Here is a 19,130-nt window from a genome sequence, read left to right as displayed (position 1 = left end):
GTGTCGAGCGCCTATCCCGACGATAGGCCGCAGGAGCGCGCAGGCCATCGCGACGATTCATGGGCAACCGCGCCCCAGCCCCCAATCCGTCTAACCCCGCATTGGTTCGTGAAAACGGCATCGCCCTGGATACCGTCAATCGATTCCCTGGATGGAAATCACGACAAATCCGCGAAGCTCCTAGATTTAAGTTCATGAACGGCACGCGACGTCAATATTTCACTAACGATTTGTGATGCAGTTGGCGATATCATATGGACGTGCCGCACGTTGGGCACCTCACAGGGGGAAGACCATGAAGCATGTTGGATGCAGGATCGCGGGTGCCTTGGCTTTGGGCATTGCCGGGATCGGCTGGGTGCAGGCCGCGGAAACACCGATCGGCGCACCGCAGGACTGGAGCAGCCGTGCGGTGATCCATCGCCAGCCGCTTGCACCGGATGAATTGGAAGCTGCTGGCCGCAGTGCGGATATGCGCGTGCTGTACCGCGACCCGCGCTATGTTGCCTCGGTACTGCGTCGGATCGAAAGCGAGACGCCTTCCCTTCGCCAAGCCAAGGCTCTTCCTGGCCGGCAGCGGGCACCTGGCCCTGACCGCACCCGCCCCCCCGTGGTGGTGGTGGCCAACAATCCACCGGCAATATGCTGCGTGACTGGAGCAACGTGCTCGGCGGCGGCACCGATGGCCAAGGCGGCAGCGGCACCACCGGCATTTTCCCGGCGAAGTACAACTTCGATATCACGGCCGCGCCGAGCTGCACCAACGACTTCGTGGTGTACACCACGAATGCAGCGGGCGCTTCCTCGAGCGGCCTCCAGGAAACCTGGACCGGAACTTTTAACGGCAATCCCTCACAAGGCACTGATCGCACTGTCACGCTTGGCCCAGCTGGCGTACGCCAAGTAGTGCTGACCTCAAGCGCGTCAGACAACACCGGCACCAACTTCCTAACAAACGGCATCTCGAACACGGCTCGCGGCAATAACTTGCGCAATGCCATCAATCGCTGGAGCAGCCAGACTGGGTTCAGTGCTGGCGGCAGTGGCGCGAGCGTGACCATCACCTCAAACACCACTGGCAATATTGCGAACGGCTCAGTCAGCGAAACACTCGACAGCGACTTCAACCTTTCTGGTACGGACGGCAGTGGTACCGCTGGCCAGCCTACCGCTATCGCCTTCAACCAGCTCTATCAGGGTGCAGGCGGCTGTGTTGGCAGCTGGAACCAGAACGGCGCGGTGAAGGCGCCCAATGTCATGTGGTCGTACACGACTGGCAACGGCTATATCACCGAGACCTCGCCGGTCCTGTCCTACCTTGATGGCGGCAAGCAAGTCGCCTTCGTCCAGCGTAATGGCAACACTCTGCAACTGGTGCTGCTCAAGCCGTTGGCCGGCAGTGGATCGGCTTCAGCACCGGCCACGCCCGTACAGTCGCTGAGCGCGGCCGCGTACCGCGCCTGCGCAAGCAATTGCTATTACGCCATTTCCTTCAACGGCACCAGCAACACGGGAAGCACGCCCACATACTCATCCCCATTCGTGGACTACAGCGGGGATATCCTCTGGGCTGGCGATGGAAACGGTCGCCTGCACAAGTTCACCGGGGTGTTCCAGGGCAATCCGCAAGAAGTCGTTGCGGGAGGCTTCCCGCTTACCCTGGAAGCCGGTTTGAAACTATCGCCACCGGTGTCCACCGGCGACAAGGTATTCGTCGGCAGCCAGAGTGGCGCAGGCTCCGCCGGCGGCAAGCTGTACCGTGTAGATGCAGCCACCGGAACACTCGAGGCCACCAGCGCCAAACTTGCACGCGCGAGCACCACGGGCCTGCGCGAGTCGCCGATCGTCGACCTGTTCACGAACCAGGTCTACATCTTCGTGTTCAACGACAATACGCTCACTTATACCGACACGGCCCGGTGCACGCTTTTCTCCGCCGAGATCGATGGCTGCCGCGCCGCGATTCAATTCCCCACCAATTTCGCCGATGCCAGCACGGGCTCTCGCCAACAACTCGGTCGCGGCAACGGCCCGGAGCGGGCCCTGTACGCAGGGACATTCGACGATGCGTTCTACAACAGCCCCACTGGCTCCGGCGCGATGTATATCGTGGGGGGACGACCGGACAACACCTTCTACGCCACGCTGTGGAAAATTCCGATTGTCAACGGCGTGATGCAATCGCCTGTGCGTGGCCCGGAGATCGGCGCACGTGATCGATACATGGCCGATGGCACCACGGATAACGTTCAAAACCTGTCCCCCGTCACCCTCGTCAAGAACGGCAGCAACGAATATCTGTACGCCAGCATTGCGAGTTATGGCGATGCTAACGGTTGCGGCAGCGGCAGCTATGGTTCAGCCTGCCTGTACATGTTCAACCTCTCCGACCTGAACGGAAGCGCCAGCGGCACCGGTGCGGCGTGGGGCACCAGCAACGTGTCTAGCGCTGGACTTGCCGTACCAGGCGGCACCGGCGGCATCGTGGTGGACAACGTCCGCCCCGAACAGGGCGCATCGCAAATCTACTTCTCGCACACCGGCAACACCGGCAATGCTGTGCAAGCAAGCCAGAGCGCGCTAGATTGAATCAGTTCAGTACGGACAAAATCGGGACAAACGAATGAACCAGCCTGACACGCAAGTCACTTCAACACCCTCGCAAGAAACCACCAAGGGTAAGCGCACCTATCTCAAGCCCGCCTTCGAATACGAAAGCGTGTTCGAGACCATGGCCTTGGCCTGCGGCAAGATCCGCGGTCAGGTCCAGGATCAATGCCGCCGCGTGTTGAGCAATTCGTGAATGTCGGCTCGGTCGTGGGCTCGCCCACGACCTGTATGCGCGCCGGGTTGGCCAGCGATGTACTCGCCAACTTCGGCAAGCTTACGATTCGCGCCACCGGTGGCAGCATGCTGCCCGCAATCGCACCCGGTGACTTGCTGCATTTCCACGCCTGCATGATCGATGACATCGCACCTGGGCAGGTATTGCTGGTGCAGGACGGTGCGAGGCTGGTCGCGCATCGCCTGTTGCATCGCCAGGACAACGAGATGCTCACCCAAGGCGATGCGCTCACGGCGCCGGATGCCCCCGTCGCCACACACAATGTCCTTGGCGTCCTCGTTGGTCAGCAGCGTGGCACATCGACGCTTCGACATGCGGGTGGACGCCACTGGCTGCGGCGCCAGCGCGCTGCACGTTGGCTGATCCGGCGCATCAACCCCATTCACCATCTATTTTCCCGGGCGCCTTTACTGGCGACGCTGCTCGCATGAACGACTGCAGCACTTGTGACGCGACTGGCCAATTGGATGTCGGCATCGGCGACATCTGGGTGCGCCTGCGCACCGACTCACCAGAGTTCGTGGCCGAGATGCGAGGGCGTTTCGACGGCTTCCTGGGAGATGCGGCACAGCCGGATCACGTTTTCGACATCGAGTTGACCCCATTCCTGCCTGAAGCTGAACGCGACGGGATCGACGCACACAAGGACACCGTCGAAGTGTCGCGCAACGGTGCGCTCTGGCAGGTGCGCCGCGGAGATTTCTTCGCGGAGTGGGATCCCCTCTCACACCACGGCCGCGCACGGATGGTTCCCAGTCCGTACTCACTGGATTCGGTGATCCGTATCCTGCACACGCTGCTTCTCGCGGAACAAGGCGGCATGCTGATGCATGCTTCCAGCGTGGTCAGCGGTGGCCGGGCTTGGGCATTCACCGGCGTGTCCGGGGCCGGCAAGACCACGATCTCGCGGCTGGCACCAACCCACAGTCACATCCTGACCGACGAGATGTCGTTCCTGCGCCCGGAAGATGGCCGTTATTTCGCGTACGGCACGCCATTCTCGGGCGAGCTGGGACGTCCCGGGGAAAACCTGCGCGCGCCACTTGCTGGCGTGTTCCTGCTTGCCAAGGGCCAGGAGAACCGGATCGACACGCTGACGCCGTCCGCCGCCGTGCGTGCGTTGATGGCCAACATCCTGTATTTCGCCAACGACGACGCGCTAACCGCTCGCGTGTTCGACAATGCCATCGCACTGGCATCGCGCGTGCCCGTGCGAAAGCTCACCTTCGTCCCTGATGCGCACGTGTGGGACATGATCGATGCACAACCATGAATGATTCTCTCTACATCCTGCGATCCAGCAACGTGGCGGCTCGGCGCATCGGCGACGAATTGATGATCATGTCCGCGCATGACTCGTCATTGTTCAGCCTCAACGAAACCGCCGCCATCCTGTGGGACGCCGCTGATGGCCTCACCCCGTTGGCCGATATCGTGGCGCAGTTGATCGCGCCGGTGTTCGACATCGATCCCGCAACCGCACTGGAGGATGCCCGCTCACTCGCACTTGGTTTGGCCGAACGCGGGATTCTGCAGGTGGGCGACATGCCGTTCACGGCGACCGGGGACGGCGCATGAGCCTGATGCACCGGATGGGCGCGCGCGCGCTTGAGCTGGGCCTCCCGCTGAGCGTGCAACTCGACCTCACCTACCGCTGCAACGAGCGCTGCGTCCATTGCTATCTCGACCATGAAGACCACGGCGAGATGGACACCGCCGAAATCCTGGCGCTGCTCGACCAAATGGCGGCCGCCGGGGTGTTCTTTCTCACGATCAGCGGTGGCGAGATCTTCATGCGCCCGGATTTGTTCGAGATCGTCGAGCGCGCTCGTGCCCTGGGGTTCTCGGTCAAGCTCAAGACCAATGCGGTCATGGTGCGTGCGGCCAAGGCGCGTCGGATCGCCGCGCTCGGCGTGGATTCGGTGCAAGTCAGCCTGTATTCGCACGATGCCGCCACCCACGACGACATCACCAAGCTCCCGGGCTCGTTCAAGCGCACCATCGAAGGCGTCCGCTTCCTCCGCGACGCCGGGGTCAAGGTCACGCTCGCCAACGTACTCATGACGCAGAACGCCGATGACTACAAGCAGGTGCAGGCGCTGGCGGACGAGATGGGCGTCGGATACACGGTGGATGCCACCATCACCCCGATGATGGACGGCGACCGCTCCATCGTTTCCCTCAACATGGATGCCGACCGCCTGACCGGGGTGATGCGCGATGCAACACTACTGGGCGACCAGGCGGATCGCGTGCTGGCGCCACCCAGCGGCCCTACCCCACTGGAAGAAGCCTACAAGACGCTGCCCTGCAGTGCGGGCCACACCGCGTGCTATGTCTCCCCTTACGGCGACGTCTACCCCTGCGTGCAATTCCCGTACAAGGTAGGCAACGTGCGTGAGCAGGGCTTCATCGACATCTGGCGCGATTCGCCGCAATTGAACGAAGTGCGCGCGATCCGCGTATCGGACCTGCAGGGTTGTTCGTCCTGCGTGCACGGCAGCAGTTGCAGCCGATGCCCGGGGCTCGCCTACATGGAAGGCAACATGCGCGGCCCATCGATCCAGGACTGCGAGAAGTCCTACGCCCGCACGGGCGTGCCGTCGAAGAACCTGCAGCAGAAGAAAATGCGGCAGATTCCACTGGATATCGTCGCCTGATGCGAATGCCGAGGCCAGACTCAGCGGCCGAAAACCCTGTATAGCAACCGCGCAAAACGCCGCCAGATCAGTTGCAGCCAATTGCCGTCGCCATGCAACTCATGGAGTTGTTGGCGGGTCGGGAAAACCCGCTGCCATAACCAACTCATGCGCGCGCGCATATCCGGCAGCGCCTTCAGGTTCTGCCACTGCATGTAACGCCAATTCTGCAGCTCCCGCCAATCCAGGGGCTCATTCTCGGCTTGCGATCCAAGCTTATCCACCACCCCATCGGGCACCCTTGAACCGAATGCCTCTGATGCGTCCTGCAGGGTTCGCAGGCAAATTCCAGCGATCCGCTTTGTCCGCGTCAGTTCCGCGAATGCCTCCCATGAGGCTGTATCCATCTGCTTGCACAAGAGATGCACGTCGTAGAGCAGCTTCAGCTGGTCGGGTTCGCCGACCTGCATGTCGAGCGCACGATTCAGGCATGCATGCGCGAACGCATGCCCGGGCGACAACGCCTTCACTGCCACGTCTATCGATGGCAGGTCAATTGCTCCTTGCCACAGCTCGTCGAAGGAGAATATCTCCGCATAGGCGGGCGCATTGAGCAGGCGCTCATGGACGTCCAGCTCACAACGACTGCCCCCGTCGATGACAAGCCTGCCCTTCATCTCGTGGATCGTGCTGCCTGGCATCGGTTCCATGCTGTAGCCAATCTTCGAGAGAACGCTCGATACTTGCTGCAACGCCATGCGATCGGAGAACAGCAAGTCGATATCGCTGGTCACGCGCAAGTAGGGCTGGGGGTACAGCCACAACCCAAGCGCATTGCCTTTCAACAGCAAGGCGCGTGCGCCAGCATCTGCCAATGCCTTCGCGATGCGCTGGATTTCGCGCTCCCGGAACAAGGTGGTCATCGCGGCTTGGCGGGCCCCGCCCTGCAGTCGCTGCTGCAATGGCTTCGGCAAGAGTTCCCACCCCCGCCTGCCGCGGAGGCGCCAATCCAGCAGAGGAAGCACACCCTCGGCTTCTGCCGCAGCAACAACAGTTTCGGCCGAATGATCGCCAAGTCCGATGGCCTCATGCCCATCGGACAATACGGATGCGAGCCAGGATCGCACTTCGGAAGCTGGCGCGGCAGCGTTGCGTCCCACAACGCGGGCTCCGATCAAGCGCGACATCCGCACGCCCTCACACGTTGTAGTAGTCGCGGTACCACTCGACGAAATTCGCGACCCCCTGCTCTACCGATACGACAGGCCGATAACCGACATTTGCGATCAGATCGGAGACATCGGCCTCCGTGTCCGGTACGTCACCGGCCTGCAGCGGCAGCATTTCCATTTGTGCTTTCCTGCCCAGGCATTGTTCCAGAACTTCGATGTAGCGCAGCAACTCGACCGACTGTTCATTGCCGATGTTGTAGAGCCGATACGGTGCAACACCACTGGTGGCCGGATCGGGGCTTGCACCGCTCCAGTCTGGGTCTTTGTTTGGTATCCGATCCAAGGTGCGGATCACGCCTTCGACGATATCGTCTACATAGGTAAAGCTGCGCTTGTGGCGGCCATGATTGAACACCCGGATCGGCTTGCCGTCCAGGATCGCCTTGGTGAACAGGAACAATGCCATGTCCGGACGTCCCCACGGCCCGTACACGGTAAAGAAACGCAGGCCGGTGCATGGGATGCCGTACAAATGCGCGTACCCGTGTGCCATTTGTTCGTTGGCTTTCTTGGTTGCCGCGTACAGGGTCAACGGATGCTCGGCCGAGTTGTGCTCGGAGAACGGCATATTGGTATTGGCGCCATACACCGAACTGGTGGAGGCATACACCAGGTGCTGCACGCCATGGTGGCGGCAGCCTTCCAAGACGTGCAGAAAGCCGGTGACGTTGCTGCTGACGTAGACGTGCGGATTCTCGGCGGCGTAACGCACGCCTGCCTGTGCCGCAAGGTTGATCACGCGATCAGGCTTGTGGGTGGCGAACACCTGCTCCACCGCCGCGCGGTCGGCCAGTTCCGCCTGCACGTGGACATAATTCGGATGATCAATGAAACGCGCCAACCGCGCCTGCTTCAGGGTGACGTCGTAATAGCTGTTCAGGCTATCCAGGCCGATGACGGTGTCGCCGCGTGCCAACAATGCCTGCGCTACGTGCGAACCGATGAAGCCAGCGCTGCCGGTGAGCAGTATCTTCATGCGCTAGCGCTCCTTCATTCGGGTTTCCAGTCATGCATTCTACGTGGCTCGGCGGGTACCAGTATCAGATTCGGCACGTTCCATCAGCCTGCTTGTCAGCTGTCGAGCGGCACTTTCAGGTGAGAACAGCCGCCGCGCAAGCGCCCGCCCTTCCTGCCCCATCGCAGCGCGCAGACCCGAGTCATCCGCCAGCCGCAAGGCATGCACGTGCAGCAATGCAGGGTTGTCACCCGAGACGGTCAACCCCACCCCTTCCCTCTCCACCAATGCCACTAGATCATTGTTTGGATTGACTCGAGCCAAGACCGGCAGCCCGGCATTCAGATAGGTCAGCAACTTGCCGGGAATATTGTGGGTCGCGTGCGCCGGGTGTAGCGCCACGATCCCGACATGACAGTGCGCCAGAACCTCGCTCAAACGTTCCGGACTAACTTCATCAAGTACCAACAGGTTGGACAAGGCTTGCGCCTCAACTTTTAGCCGCGCCACTTCGCTGCCACGACCGATAAAAATGAACCCTACGTCGGCACGGCCCTGCATGCGCTTCGCCAATGCGATGAACGCACCCATGTCCTGCGCCACGCCCATGTTGCCGGCATAGACGAAATTGATACGGGATTCAAAATCGCCGAGCAAGGACGATGGATCAGTCGATTGCATTCCAGCGGGCACGGTCAACGGTGAAAGCCAGTTGTGAAGAACTTCGATCCGTGCAGCGGGTGCGTCGCATGCCACCAATGGCGCGTTCGATGGCGTTTGCACACCGATCATGTCGGCCTGCCGATACTGGAACCGTTCCACCCGCTTGAAGCACCGATACGCCAGCCCGCCTTTCTTTAGTACCCCCGCATCAGCCGCCCAATCGGGGAACAGGTCGCGGACGATGAGATAGCCAGGGCACCGGGACCGGCGCTTGATTGCCTTTGCTACCTTCCCTAGGAAAATCGTTGGTGAATACCAGATCACGCCATCCCAGCGTTCATGGCGGAGGACACTTGCATTCAACCCGCGCAGCAATACCCATGGCAACACCAATTCGGCAAGCGTGCGCCGCATATACGGCACATCCTTGGTTCGGGGCGCACGCACGCGCAGCACCTGCACCCCATCGTGCTCTTCCAGACGTACACGCTGTCCAGGCTGATCTGTTGGTGTAAGGATCAGCGGCCGATGCCCTTGGCGAGCCAACGCAACCGCAAGATCACGCATCTGCAGCGCACCGGAGATGCATGATGGCGGGTAGGTATCGGCTACCAGCAACAAGCGCATCAGTAACGCTTCCAGACTACCCGGTTCACATAGTCCACGTAACTGTGAATGATCCGCACGACCTTCTCGGATACGTTTGGCATGCTGTAGTCGGACACCAGACGTAACAGCCGGGTATCGCCAGCGGGTTGCGACTCGAGGATCGCCAATCCCTGCATCACGCGTTCGACATTCGTGCCAACCATCATCACCGCAGCTTCTTCCATGCCTTCCGGGCGCTCATGCGCGTCGCGCAGATTGAGCGCGCGGAAGTTCAGAATGGAAGCCTCTTCATTGATGGTGCCGCTATCGGATAGCACCGCTCTTGCATCCTTTTGCAAACGGACGTAATCACTGAAACCAAGCGGTTTTAGCAATTGCACGCCGGCATGAAGCTGCATGCCGGCCGCGTCAATGCGCTTGCGCGTGCGCGGATGGGCGGAAACTACCACCGGCAAACCGTATGCGGCGGCGACGGTATCGAGGATTTCGATCAGTCCGGCGAAATTGCGGTCGGACTCGATGTTCTCCTCACGATGGGCGCTGACAATGAAATACTGTCCCGCTTCGAGACCAAGATGCTGCAGCACATCGGATGCAGCGATCTTCGGAGCGTAATGCGTCAGCACCTCACGCATCGGACTGCCGGTCTTGATCACACGATCCGCCGGCAACCCTTCGGCAAGCAAGTATTCGCGTGCGATGTCGCTGTAGGTCAGGTTGATATCCGCGGTGTGGTCGACGATGCGACGATTGATTTCCTCCGGCACACGCATATCGAAGCAGCGGTTACCGGCTTCCATGTGGAAGGTGGGTATCTTGCGCCGCTTGGCCGGGATCACTGCCAGGCAGCTGTTGGTGTCACCCAACACGAGCACCGCATCGGGCTGGATGTCGGCCAAGGCCTGGTCGACGGCGATAATCACCTTTCCGATGGTCTCCGCACCGGTGGCCCCTGCAGCCTCTAGAAACCGATCCGGCTTGCGAATACCCAGATCGTCGAAAAAGATCCCATTGAGCTCGTAGTCGTAATTCTGGCCTGTGTGGATCAGCACATGGTCGCAATGCTCGTCGAGCGCGGCCAGCACCCGCGACAAGCGGATGATTTCCGGACGAGTGCCGACGATGGTGGCGACCTTCAGCTTGCGTGTGTTCATACCTTGCTCGCCACCGTATCCGGGTGTTGCCGATCGAAGATTTCGTTCGCCCACAGCATCACCACCAGTTCGTCATCGCCGATATTGGTGATGTCGTGCGCCCAGCCGGGGATCGTTTCCACAACGAGCGGTTCGTCACCATCGCTGTCAACCATGAAGGCCTCGTCGGTGAGCAGGTGGCGGAAGCGGTAACGCGCCCGACCCTTGATCACCAGGAATTTCTCAGTCTTGCTGTGGTGGTAATGACCGCCACGGGTGATGCCGGGGTGTGCGGTGAAGAAGGAGAACTGGCCGCAGTCCGGGGTTTTCAGCATTTCCACGAACACGCCGCGGGCGTCGCCGTGCTTGGCCAAGCCATAGCTGAATGCTTCCTTCGGCAGAAAGCTGACATAGGTGGCATACAGCGCACGCACCAGCCCGGTGCCAACGCGCTCGGTGACCAAGGTGCTGCGTACGTCCCTGAAGGCCTCGATCTGGCGGGCCAGCTCGCCCACGGTGGTCGCATACACCGGCCCGGCCTGCGCGTGGCGCACGCCCTGCCCCGGCTCGTCAAGGAAGCGCAGGAATTCGGCCACCACGTCGTCGATATAGACCAGTTGCACCGGTGCGGCCGGATCGTTGATCTGGATCGGCAACCTGCGCGCGAGGTTGTGGCAGAAGGTGGCCACCACGGAGTTGTAGTTGGGGCGACTCCACTTGCCGAACACGTTGGCGAGCCTGTACAGCGCTACCGGTGCACCGGTGCGCTGACCGTAGTTGGACAGATGGGTTTCCGCATAACGTTTGCTGAGACCATAAGGGTTGTCGCGCTCGGCCTGGATGGAAGATGCAAACGCTACCGGCACAGCGCGGTCGCTTGCCGATAGTAGTTCACATAACCGCTCGGTGAAGTCCGTATTGCCGGTGACGAAGTCTGTCGGATCCTGCGGGCGGTTGACGCCGGCCAGATGAATCACAGCTTCCGCGTTCGCCGCAGCAGCAACCAGATCCGCATCGCCATTGGTGCGGGTGATAGCCAAAACCTCGATACTCTCTCGCTCTGCCAGCGCCACGCGAAGGTTCTTGCCGATGAAACCATCGGCACCGGTGATCAGGACTTTCATGATCGCCACCTACGACAATGCAAGCCCCCTCGCGATGGTTATTCATGGTAATGCACCTGTCATGTAAAGCCGGCTCATGCGTGTCTCAATGTGTAAATGCTGATATCTCCGGGCCGTAGATCCGGGATGATGAGTGCCAATACTCGGGACAACACCCGAATCTTCGGGGAAAAGCATTTGGAATCAGAGCCCACCTGAGGAAACCATGTTTCACTCTCAACAATTAGCCCGACGGACTCGGCGAGTCTCTCCAAGGAAGTGCGGCGAACCGGGAAAAGGTGTGTTGGATCGGATTTTTTATCGAAGAAAGGAATATCTCCTGAAAACAAAAATCGAACACGAGCATTCAGTGACTCAATATTTGGGGTGGTTATCAGGATTTTCCCGTCGGATGCGAGATGCCGCGCAGCCATGCGAAGACCGACTCCGATCGAGTCAAGATGCTCGATTAACTCGATCATAGTAATGATATCGAAGGTGCGTCCATACAAGGGATCTGAGACATCGTCCAAGTCGTGCTTGATGTACTCAATCCCTTCATCAATTTGACCTGGGGGATTTATGTCAACCCCGCACAGATTCTCGAAACCTAACACCTGCAGTCGGCGAAGAAATGCGCCGCTTCCACAACCGATATCAAGTACACCCCGAGTCTTGTCAGTCTTGGCAGCTAGCTGAGTACCTACAATGTGGTCATGAAGGCCAGCGACAGCGTATTCGCCTGTTGACATTATTCATCCTCTGTTTGTGGAATGTGCGAACTCATCCTATCCATCGCAAGCTGAAAGGCTTTCCGCAACTCAATCAACCGGTTGACTCGGACAACCAGCTACTAGGTCGCGTATGAAATCTAGCTTCATCAGCAACCGCTGCATGTCTCCCACGTCGAGACGCTCGGTATTCGCAGAAGTGTAGTCACGTGCTTCGCTGATGCGTTTTTCGCCCTGCTCGACGAACTTCCCGTAGTTGAGGTCGCGCAAATCCGGCGGCACGCGGAAATAACCGGACATATCTTGCGCATGGGACATTTCTTCCCGGCTCATCAGTGCCTCATGCTTCTTTTCGCCGTGACGCGTACCGATGACCTGTATGGGGTAATCAGGCCTACCCAGCAATTCCGCCAGCGCTCGAGCTAGGGTATGCATGGTCGCAGCTGGCGCTTTCTGCACGAAGATGTCGCCACTATTGCCATGTTTGAAGGCATATAGAACCAGATCCACCGCATCATCCAGGGTCATCATGAAGCGGGTCATGTCCGGGTCAGTGATGGTGATCGGTACACCCGAATTGATTTGGCTCACGAAAAGCGGAATCACCGACCCGCGCGAGGCCATGACATTGCCGTAGCGAGTGCCGCAGATCGTGGTCTTGGTCGGATCCACATTGCGCGACTTCGCCACGAACACCTTTTCCATCATCGCCTTGGAGATACCCATGGCATTGATGGGGTACACCGCCTTGTCCGTACTCAGGCAGATCATGCGCTTGACGCCACACTGGATCGCAGCCTCGGTGGCGTTCTCGGTACCTAGGATATTGGTCTTGACCGCTTCCATCGGATGAAACTCGCAGGACGGCACCTGCTTCAGTGCTGCCGCGTGGAAGACGTAGTCCACGCCGCGCATCGCGTTCATCACGCTGGCGGGGTCGCGCACATCGCCGATGTAGAACTTCAGCTTGTCGGACGCATAGCGCTTACGCATATCGTCCTGCTTCTTTTCGTCACGGCTTAGTATCCGGATTTCGCCGATATCAGTCTGCAGGAAGCGACGGAGAACGGCGTTTCCGAACGAGCCTGTGCCGCCACTGATTAGCAGCACTTCGTGTTCAAACACTATCGACTCCTTTCTGAATGATTCGGTGACGGATCCGCACCGAGAATTGCATCGAAAAATAGCCTGCGATTTGAGTCAAGGGTGTCAGGATCTTGGCTAACATTAGCTGCGAAACGCTTCGCGCGTTGCGACGCCGCGTGATGTTGATCTTCTGACCAGGCAGCGACTTCCTCCAACCGCGAGACAAATTCTCTGGGCTCGGCGAGCGAGAGGGCCCACCCCACCCCCTTATCTTCAAGCTTTTGCCAGGGTGTCTGGTCACTGATGAGCAACGGCAATCCAGCCCGAAGCGCTTCATGTATCACGTGCCCGAAATTCTCGCCATGTGTCGGAAACAGAAAGAGATCATGCTCTTGCAACGTCGGCATGATCTGGCATGGCGAAACCGCGCCAATTTGAATCACCTGTATATTGGCCGGCAACTCGTCAATGAGTGCGGAGCACGTGGCCCAATACGCCTCATCCTCGATCGGCCCGTATATGGAGAAACAAACTGGCACCCGCACGTCGGCCAATACTCGCAATGCATAGTCGAGATTCTTTTTTGGACTTATCCGGGAGAGAAAACAAACACGCAGAGGCAACCCAGGCCGTTTTCGTTGCGCCGCGCCGCTTCGACAAGCAGCCCCATCACCGCCGTCAACATCCGCCAGGTCAGGCGCAACCGCGATATGGCCGACAACACCCGTCCCTTCTCTTGGATTGCCTCCCAGCACAGCCATAGTGCGTTCTATATCCGCGGCCTCAAGTGAGCTCGAAGCCTGCCAAGTGAGCCCGCTGTAGAGGCCAGCGCGTTTCGCCAACCCTATATAGGCCATCTTCTTCAGAGATTTGAACTGCAGGGCTCCCTCTGAAAACTCCCCACGCGGGGCCAAAATGATCGGCCGATTTGGTAAACGGCCCAACTTTCGATTGATCAGCACTTGTTGGGTAAAACGAAAATCGAAAAAACTGTTGAGGTAGATGGCGTCGTGGGGGGTAGATCTGATGATCTCCGCCATTTTTATCATGTCAGTTCGGGCGGGTGGAACATATCGCACAAGCGCCTGCTGTACGGGAATCCACGCATCTGGCCGCACATCTCGATATGGACTTTGCGCACCGAAATCCCGATCCTGCGCGACGATCTTGAAATTAAAAGCGCTGCCAAGGCGTGCCACCATATTAGCTATGGTGCGAATGGGGCCACCCGCCAAATATCCAGGAAGATAATAGCGCGTGAAAACCAAAATTGTAGGTTTCATGACACGACATCTCTAAGCAGGTCACGCCAGATATCGATGAAGGCAGCACCCGTAACGCCTTCTGCATAACGACGCTCGACCGTCAATCTCCCCTCTTTGCCTATCAAGGTGTTCAATTCTGAATCTTCGAGCAACTGGGCTAGCCTAAAGGCCAGTGCATCTGCATCCCCAGAGGCACAAGGTATCCGTCAACACCCTCACTGATGATCCCTTCTGGACCACCACTGCGAGTAGAGACTACCGGCACGCCGCAGCCCATGGCTTCCAGCAATACGATACCTAGCCCTTCTTCATCTGATGGCAGCGCAAACACTGTAGCTGCCTGGTAGAGCGCCACCAATTCTTCCTGCGAAGGGCAATCCACGAACGTCACTTGCTCGCGCACTCCGAAAGCGTCCGCCTTCTCCCAGAAAGACAACGACGGGCGAGTCGATCCGGCAAGCAGAAGTCGAACCCTCGTCCGCAACGCGGGAGCCAGCCTGGCGTATGCAGTCAGGAGTAACTCGATATTCTTGCGCGGATCGGCCAGACGGCCGACGCAAAGAATGTATGAAAACCCAGATGGGACTCGAGGAGTAATTGGCTTGAAGGTTGCAACGTCTATCCCGGGAGGCGCATAGCGGATGTCCACATCTCGCCCTCTGCTGACAGCAGAAACATAGTCCAGCATCCAAGGATTCTCAACCTGGACTGCATCCACCGAACGCAGCGCCTTGCGATCCAACGCATCAGTAAGTTGCGTCATCCCCATCCGCAGCAACCTAGGCGGATTCCAGCCCCCTCTGTCGCGCATGCGTCGTTCAACAATTGCACGCGTCGCGCACTGCAGAGAGACCGGCTTTCCATAACCCGTTACTGCGTTTGCCCACGCGGGAAAGCCCGCCACCACTTGTAAGAGATCGCAACCTTCGATGGCTTCCGCTAACGCCTTCCGGGGCAAGTAGCGCATGAACTCCAACTCACCTAAGTGTGCGCCGACGTGAATATAAGAGTGTTGATTCCAGGTGCCATGGCGAGTCGCCACACCATTAATCCATGACTTCGGCGAAACAATTCGGACGCTTGCCGGATCACGGGATGACGTAGAAAGGGAGATTAAATTTAGGGAAAACTCACCGGAGTTACAAGCCACATTTGCTAAAAAACGCGCAACAGCAGGTACGCCTCCACCCTCGTCCAGCGATGGAACGATGAGCCCTATTCGCGGCAACTCGCGACACCTGCCGTGGCCAGCGCTCATGCTCTTAACTGCCACGCGTTACGTTCCTTACGATGTTGACCGCGCGCTGCTGGTAGGCTTCCCAGCTATTACGACGAGCAGTCTCAACACAGGCCGGTCGCATTGCTCGGACAAGATCAACATTGTCCGCACACCAGAGAACTCTCTCCAAAAAAGCCTCAAAGGTGTCACCGAAGCGCCACCCATTAACTCCATGATCGACCAACGCGGCGGCACCCACCCAGTCAGACACGATAACTGACATGCCAGCAGCCATCGCCTCAAGTACCACCATTCCGAACGATTCAAGCCGTGATGGCAAAAGCAGACAGTCAGCGCCACCGAAGATCTCGGCCAACTCTTGATGCGACGCATGCCCGTGACGAACCACCTGGACGCCAGCGCCGTAATACGCGTCCACCCTAGCACCGCCCACCAGATGTATCGTGGCCCGTATGCCGGCTACCTGCAACGCACGTATAGCGTTTTCGATAAAATCCGCGCCCTTAACCATACGGGCATTCGCGACAAACACAAAACTGATTTGCCCCCCCTCTGCCGACACGCCGCATCAGCAAACTTCGTCTGCGATACTCCAAGCGAATTGATAACAATCCGCTCTGGCGCAACACCAGCATCCAAGTAACTTTGAGCACTCAACAAGGAAGGACAGATCAACAGGTCCGCCAAAGCAAGCTCTGCGTCTTTGCGCTCGCGAATCAGACGTCCGACGCGAGAGGTGCTCGCTCTCCGATTCGGCACGCGCCGATCCTGGAGCGCGTGATGGCATGCCGCAGCGTCTAGGACACATTCTATACCCAGCCGTTTCGCAGTCCGAAAGCTCTGCAAGCACGCCATTTCGTAGCCGATCACTACGCGCGGCTTCTTTCTATCTACCAACCGCGAAAGCTGCCAGTCATACCAAGTAAAACCGGCCAGCTCGCCCCAAAACTGTGCCCCCTGTGTCGGCATTCTTAGAGCCAGATGGTTGAGAATCGCCCCTATTGGCCGCGTCGAACTCACCTGTTTGCCAAGGAAAGGCACTGCATTTCTCACGATCGCAGAGGGAAGCAGTCGACGAATAAACTTGGGTATATCGTCAAGCTGCTTCTCATTGAACTGGCCACTGCAATATTCCGCAAGAAGCCCTGCTTCCATCAGTCCAGATGCGAAATGATGTGAATGCTGGCGCCCCGGGTGACCAATCATTACGCACCGAGATTTCACTTTTTCGCCACCAAATTGACGACTCTTTCGTAATGTCTTCCGACAATTTCGCTACGACGCGAAGTAAGGTATCGGCGCAGTCCACTTTGATCTTGAACCGGATGATCGCAATCACTCAGCGCACTGGACATTCCAACCCTTAGGGACTCCGGTGTCGCATCAACGACGATACCAAAGGCACCGACCGCCTCCGGCAACCCTCCTTTGCGTGTCACGACGACACGGCATCCACTCGACAATCCTTCCAAGGCGACGATACCAAAAGGCTCTTCGTATACGGATGGCACCACCAGAACACGGCAGCTTCGCATCATATTGGCAACCCCTTCACTGTCCTTCGATCCAGTAAAGGTCACATTTTCTTCGATGCCTTTTGCTCGCGCCTGCTCTTCGAGCGACGCCCTCTCTGGACCGTCGCCCATGATCGCCAAACGTAATCTGCGCTCGTTCCGGCACATATCTGCAAATGCCTCCAACAGAATACTTACACCTTTTTCCGACACTAGCCGCCCACAAAATCCGAAATCGAAGACGCGGTCGGTGAACCCGTCCGAGAAAAATCGCGCGTCCTCGAAGGCATTGTGAATAACAATTGTTCGACCAGGAATATAGGAAGCAACAAATTGGCTCACACAGATATTGATGAAACACCGTGTTGGCAGGAGCCGAATCAACCTGAGAAATATCGACAGTGTGGTTGCTTGTCCAGGGTAGATCCCGTGATGGGATAGCACCAACGGAGCTCCCGACAGAACCGCAAACGGCAAGGCGCGTAGGCTCATACCAAAGAAAAGCACGGCATCCGCACTACGAAATTCCCGCCAGAGGCGGATGACTCCGGGGCAACGCACGACTCTCCTTCGTCCAATAAGCTCTGGCGTAGCCCGAGAGGCGCTTCCGTTAGAACCACCACTTCATGTCCGACCGCGCTGAAATGGGAACTGACCAGGTCAGCGATAGCCTCAAGACCGCCACGCATTGGAAAAAACGGTCTCACGTAACACGCAATTTTCATTGCAAACTTGTCCCCTGCGTGCGGAGGCGGATATTTCGTACTGCGAGTACAACCCCGACAGCCCCCAGAGCATCGCGTTTGCGATCGGGGTATAAAGTCCACCAGTGATGTTTGCCGCAAATAGCATGGTCGCCGCGGCTGCAATCATCCTCAGATCGAGCTGACGAGTGGCCATGGTGATCCGATACAACTGCCAAAAGAAAATCAGTCGAGATGCCGCGAACGCGAGAAACCCAAAAAAGCCAAGCTCAAGCGCAATGCGAGTCAGCTCTTCTTCCGCACCAAGCGAGAATCCAGCTTCCCCGCCGAGGAACCTTGATGCCTGTTGATGACCCGCACCCAAACCGAATCCAACTGGGTGCGTGATTATTGCATCCAGCCAACCAAAAATAGCTCCAAGCGTTCTTCCTCCGGTATCGCCACCAACAACGGTAATCCGCTCGTACATCGCATCGAACTGAGCCGCCGCATACCCGGCAACTGCAGTGCCGCCAATGACCAGCCACGCCACTAGCCGGCGAAAACGAGTAAATAACGGTCGATAAAACCGAACCATCAACCACAATACGCCCACTAGAATGACCACCATCGCGAGGATTGGCCCTCGCGAGCCGGTCGCAATGCCGGACACAACAGCAGCCAGCAGCCCCGCAACAAAAATCAAACGCTGCCCGCGGTGCTTTACCGCGATGACACTTGCCAGGCTAACTGCAAAAACCAACACTGCAAACTGTGCCATTCCGGTGATGTAGCTAAAAGTACCAGCCGCTCGCACCAGATTTTGATTGCCGAAAACCGCGTTGGAACTTTCGCCCGTAGCGTAGATATTCACCCAGCTAGCGGTGGGCTGAGTTGTCTGATAGAGACACAGTAATGCGATCGGCATGGAAATGATCGCGATCTTCTCGCCCGCCGAGACAAGGGATTCAGTCGAACGAAAAAACGCCGGAAACGCCACGATCAGTGGGATATAGGCAAAGTGAGTACGCAGCCCAAGAATAGGGACAAGAAATGGGTAGGAAAATCCCGAAATGAAAGCGGAAAGCGCTCCGAACAGCAGGTACCCAATCAGTGCGAGTAGCAATGCGCGTGGTGGCACGGGCGTGCGTACTCTGGACTGCAGAAGAAGCAATAGGATAGCCGCGGGCAACATATCCCTGAAAACTTGAATCGGCACACCTATCCCAGGAGCAATCCATTTTCTAATTGCACCCTCCACAAACATGATCGACCAGAAGGCAACGAAGATTTGGTAGGCTGTGCGAAATGCAAGGTCGCCGCGACCCGTAGTGGCAGCTTTAGATCTCACCCTAATATCCACCCAATTCACAAGCCCCCTCACGCAGCAGAAGTTTGCGCCGCTTCTGGAAAATGCCATGACTCTTTCTAT

18 protein-coding genes are annotated in these 19,130 nt (G+C 58.2%); 6 read left to right on the top strand and 12 right to left on the bottom strand.

Translation table 11 applies throughout. The features are described from left to right. Window positions 1-642 precede the first annotated feature (642 nt). Genes G7079_RS07150 through G7079_RS07125 form a run of 6 tightly spaced genes read left to right on the top strand, consistent with a single transcriptional unit; the run spans window position 643 to window position 5,505 of the window. Entirely contained in the window at window positions 643-2,589 is a 1,947-nt protein-coding gene (locus tag G7079_RS07150; protein WP_166056648.1) for a hypothetical protein, read from the top strand. A gap of 34 nt (window positions 2,590-2,623) precedes the next feature. After that, a complete protein-coding gene (locus tag G7079_RS07145) occupies window positions 2,624-2,803 on the top strand; it encodes a hypothetical protein (RefSeq protein ID WP_166056647.1) in 180 nt (59 codons plus the stop codon). Then, window positions 2,800-3,276, top strand: a complete 477-nt coding sequence (locus G7079_RS07140) for a S24/S26 family peptidase (RefSeq protein ID WP_206203185.1) — start codon at window positions 2,800-2,802, stop codon at window positions 3,274-3,276. The genes G7079_RS07145 and G7079_RS07140 overlap by 4 nt, the downstream gene beginning before the upstream one ends. Window positions 3,277-3,335: 59 nt before the next feature. Beyond that, entirely contained in the window at window positions 3,336-4,118 is a 783-nt protein-coding gene (locus G7079_RS07135; protein WP_166056645.1) for a hypothetical protein, read from the top strand. Continuing rightward, a complete protein-coding gene (locus G7079_RS07130) occupies window positions 4,115-4,423 on the top strand; it encodes a PqqD family protein (RefSeq protein ID WP_166056644.1) in 309 nt (102 codons plus the stop codon). Before G7079_RS07135 ends, G7079_RS07130 begins: the two co-directional genes overlap by 4 nt. Continuing rightward, window positions 4,420-5,505 carry a radical SAM protein gene (locus tag G7079_RS07125; protein WP_166056643.1) on the top strand — a complete coding sequence of 362 codons (1,086 nt, stop codon included), beginning with the start codon at window positions 4,420-4,422 and terminating at the stop codon, window positions 5,503-5,505. Before G7079_RS07130 ends, G7079_RS07125 begins: the two co-directional genes overlap by 4 nt. 20 nt (window positions 5,506-5,525) lie before the next feature. On the opposite strand, the gene G7079_RS07120 is transcribed toward G7079_RS07125, so the two are convergent. The 12 genes from G7079_RS07120 to G7079_RS07060 form a co-directional block, all read right to left on the bottom strand. Then, entirely contained in the window at window positions 5,526-6,671 is a 1,146-nt protein-coding gene (locus G7079_RS07120) for a nucleotidyltransferase family protein (protein ID WP_166056642.1), read from the bottom strand. A gap of 10 nt (window positions 6,672-6,681) precedes the next feature. Next, window positions 6,682-7,692 carry an NAD-dependent epimerase gene (locus G7079_RS07115; protein ID WP_166056641.1) on the bottom strand — a complete coding sequence of 337 codons (1,011 nt, stop codon included), beginning with the start codon at window positions 7,690-7,692 and terminating at the stop codon, window positions 6,682-6,684. A 39-nt stretch (window positions 7,693-7,731) separates the two neighbouring features. Beyond that, window positions 7,732-8,961 carry a glycosyltransferase family 4 protein gene (locus G7079_RS07110; RefSeq protein ID WP_166056640.1) on the bottom strand — a complete coding sequence of 410 codons (1,230 nt, stop codon included), beginning with the start codon at window positions 8,959-8,961 and terminating at the stop codon, window positions 7,732-7,734. Further along, window positions 8,961-10,097, bottom strand: a complete 1,137-nt coding sequence (wecB, locus tag G7079_RS07105; protein ID WP_166056639.1) for a UDP-N-acetylglucosamine 2-epimerase (non-hydrolyzing) — start codon at window positions 10,095-10,097, stop codon at window positions 8,961-8,963. The genes G7079_RS07110 and wecB overlap by 1 nt, the downstream gene beginning before the upstream one ends. Continuing rightward, window positions 10,094-11,200, bottom strand: a complete 1,107-nt coding sequence (locus G7079_RS07100) for an NAD-dependent epimerase/dehydratase family protein (protein ID WP_166056638.1) — start codon at window positions 11,198-11,200, stop codon at window positions 10,094-10,096. The genes wecB and G7079_RS07100 overlap by 4 nt, the downstream gene beginning before the upstream one ends. A 74-nt stretch (window positions 11,201-11,274) precedes the next feature. Further along, a complete protein-coding gene (locus G7079_RS07095; RefSeq protein ID WP_166056637.1) occupies window positions 11,275-11,931 on the bottom strand; it encodes a class I SAM-dependent methyltransferase in 657 nt (218 codons plus the stop codon). 69 nt (window positions 11,932-12,000) lie between these two features. Beyond that, window positions 12,001-13,035 carry a polysaccharide biosynthesis protein gene (locus G7079_RS07090; protein WP_166056636.1) on the bottom strand — a complete coding sequence of 345 codons (1,035 nt, stop codon included), beginning with the start codon at window positions 13,033-13,035 and terminating at the stop codon, window positions 12,001-12,003. Further along, window positions 13,035-14,279 carry a glycosyltransferase gene (locus G7079_RS07085; RefSeq protein ID WP_166056635.1) on the bottom strand — a complete coding sequence of 415 codons (1,245 nt, stop codon included), beginning with the start codon at window positions 14,277-14,279 and terminating at the stop codon, window positions 13,035-13,037. The genes G7079_RS07090 and G7079_RS07085 overlap by 1 nt, the downstream gene beginning before the upstream one ends. A gap of 139 nt (window positions 14,280-14,418) precedes the next feature. Continuing rightward, entirely contained in the window at window positions 14,419-15,534 is a 1,116-nt protein-coding gene (locus tag G7079_RS07080) for a glycosyltransferase family 4 protein (RefSeq protein ID WP_166056634.1), read from the bottom strand. Continuing rightward, entirely contained in the window at window positions 15,524-16,063 is a 540-nt protein-coding gene (locus G7079_RS07075) for a glycosyltransferase family 4 protein (protein ID WP_255453131.1), read from the bottom strand. Before G7079_RS07075 ends, G7079_RS07080 begins: the two co-directional genes overlap by 11 nt. Window positions 16,064-16,721: 658 nt before the next feature. Continuing rightward, window positions 16,722-17,357: a glycosyltransferase gene (locus tag G7079_RS07065; protein WP_166056631.1), complete on the bottom strand. Its 636-nt coding sequence runs from the start codon at window positions 17,355-17,357 to the stop codon at window positions 16,722-16,724. Window positions 17,358-17,687: 330 nt separating this feature from the next. After that, on the bottom strand, window positions 17,688-19,118 hold the full coding sequence (locus tag G7079_RS07060) for an O-antigen ligase family protein (RefSeq protein ID WP_166056629.1): 1,431 nt from the start codon (window positions 19,116-19,118) through the stop codon (window positions 17,688-17,690). Window positions 19,119-19,130 lie beyond the last annotated feature (12 nt).

It is taken from the genome of Thermomonas sp. HDW16, assembly GCF_011302915.1.
Lineage (GTDB): Bacteria > Pseudomonadota > Gammaproteobacteria > Xanthomonadales > Xanthomonadaceae > Thermomonas.
The sequence above is the reverse complement of the archived record's forward strand: the minus strand, read 5'-3'. Positions and strand labels throughout refer to the sequence as shown.